This window comes from Kitasatospora sp. NPDC059803 (genome assembly GCF_042732255.1).
Lineage (GTDB): Bacteria > Actinomycetota > Actinomycetes > Streptomycetales > Streptomycetaceae > Kitasatospora.
In genome coordinates, this window is the sequence record NZ_JBHWIJ010000010.1 from 64,476 (window position 1) to 65,437 (window position 962).

Genomic DNA, 962 nt, shown 5'->3' on the forward strand with positions numbered 1-962 from the left:
GGCTCCCCCCCGCGCCGGGGGAATACACCGGGGGTCCCCCCACAACCCCCCGCCCCGCCGGCCCGGGGGGGGGGGCCGGCGCCCCCCCCCCCGGGGGGCCCCCCCGGCCCTTTGCACCCCGTTTGCATCCGGTCGCGATCACGCGTAGAGTTCTTCGAGCTGCCTGGCTGGGAGCACCGGACACGCATCTCTGCGCGGACGGTCCAGGGGTAGCCAATCCTTTTGAAACACCATTTCCTGGTTCGGGCTGGGTCGCGTCTTGTCGCGGCTTGGTTCTTATTCGGCGTGTTCGTTTTATTGGATTGCGGCCGATTCGCTTTTCGGAGCGGGGATCGGCTAGAGTTTGAAACGTCGGACGGGGCGTCAAGCCGCAGAAGACACCAGCGAGTTGGATGAACGAAGCGCCGGAAACGGAGCGGAAAACATCTGGTAAGCTGGAAACACGAAAGAACGAAGCGCCCGGAGGGCCCGCTGGAAGGCGGTCCGAAGGAAGTGTCCGTTCCTTGAGAACTCAACAGCGTGCCAAAAGTCAACGCCAGATATGTTGACATCCCCGGCCTCAGATTCTTCTGGGGTTGGAGATTCCTTTTGAAGTAAAACACTAGCGAGGACGCAGTGCGCGGGACCGCCCTATTCCGGTGGTTGCCGTGCCGCTCAACGCGGGTGCCGCCCGGTGCTTTTAATTAAGTGCTGTGGGTAGACATTCACGGAGAGTTTGATCCTGGCTCAGGACGAACGCTGGCGGCGTGCTTAACACATGCAAGTCGAACGGTGAAGCCCTTCGGGGTGGATCAGTGGCGAACGGGTGAGTAACACGTGGGCAATCTGCCCTGCACTCTGGGACAAGCCCTGGAAACGGGGTCTAATACCGGATATGACCTTCCTCCGCATGGGGGTTGGTGTAAAGCTCCGGCGGTGCAGGATGAGCCCGCGGCCTATCAGCTTGTTGGTGGGGTAATGGC

At 61.9% G+C, this 962-nt stretch carries 1 rRNA gene; it reads left to right on the forward strand.

Features of this window, described 5'->3' with window-relative positions:
• Positions 1-703 precede the first annotated feature (703 nt).
• Positions 704-962: ribosomal RNA gene (locus ACFV6I_RS03230) — 16S ribosomal RNA — on the forward strand; the annotation flags it as partial.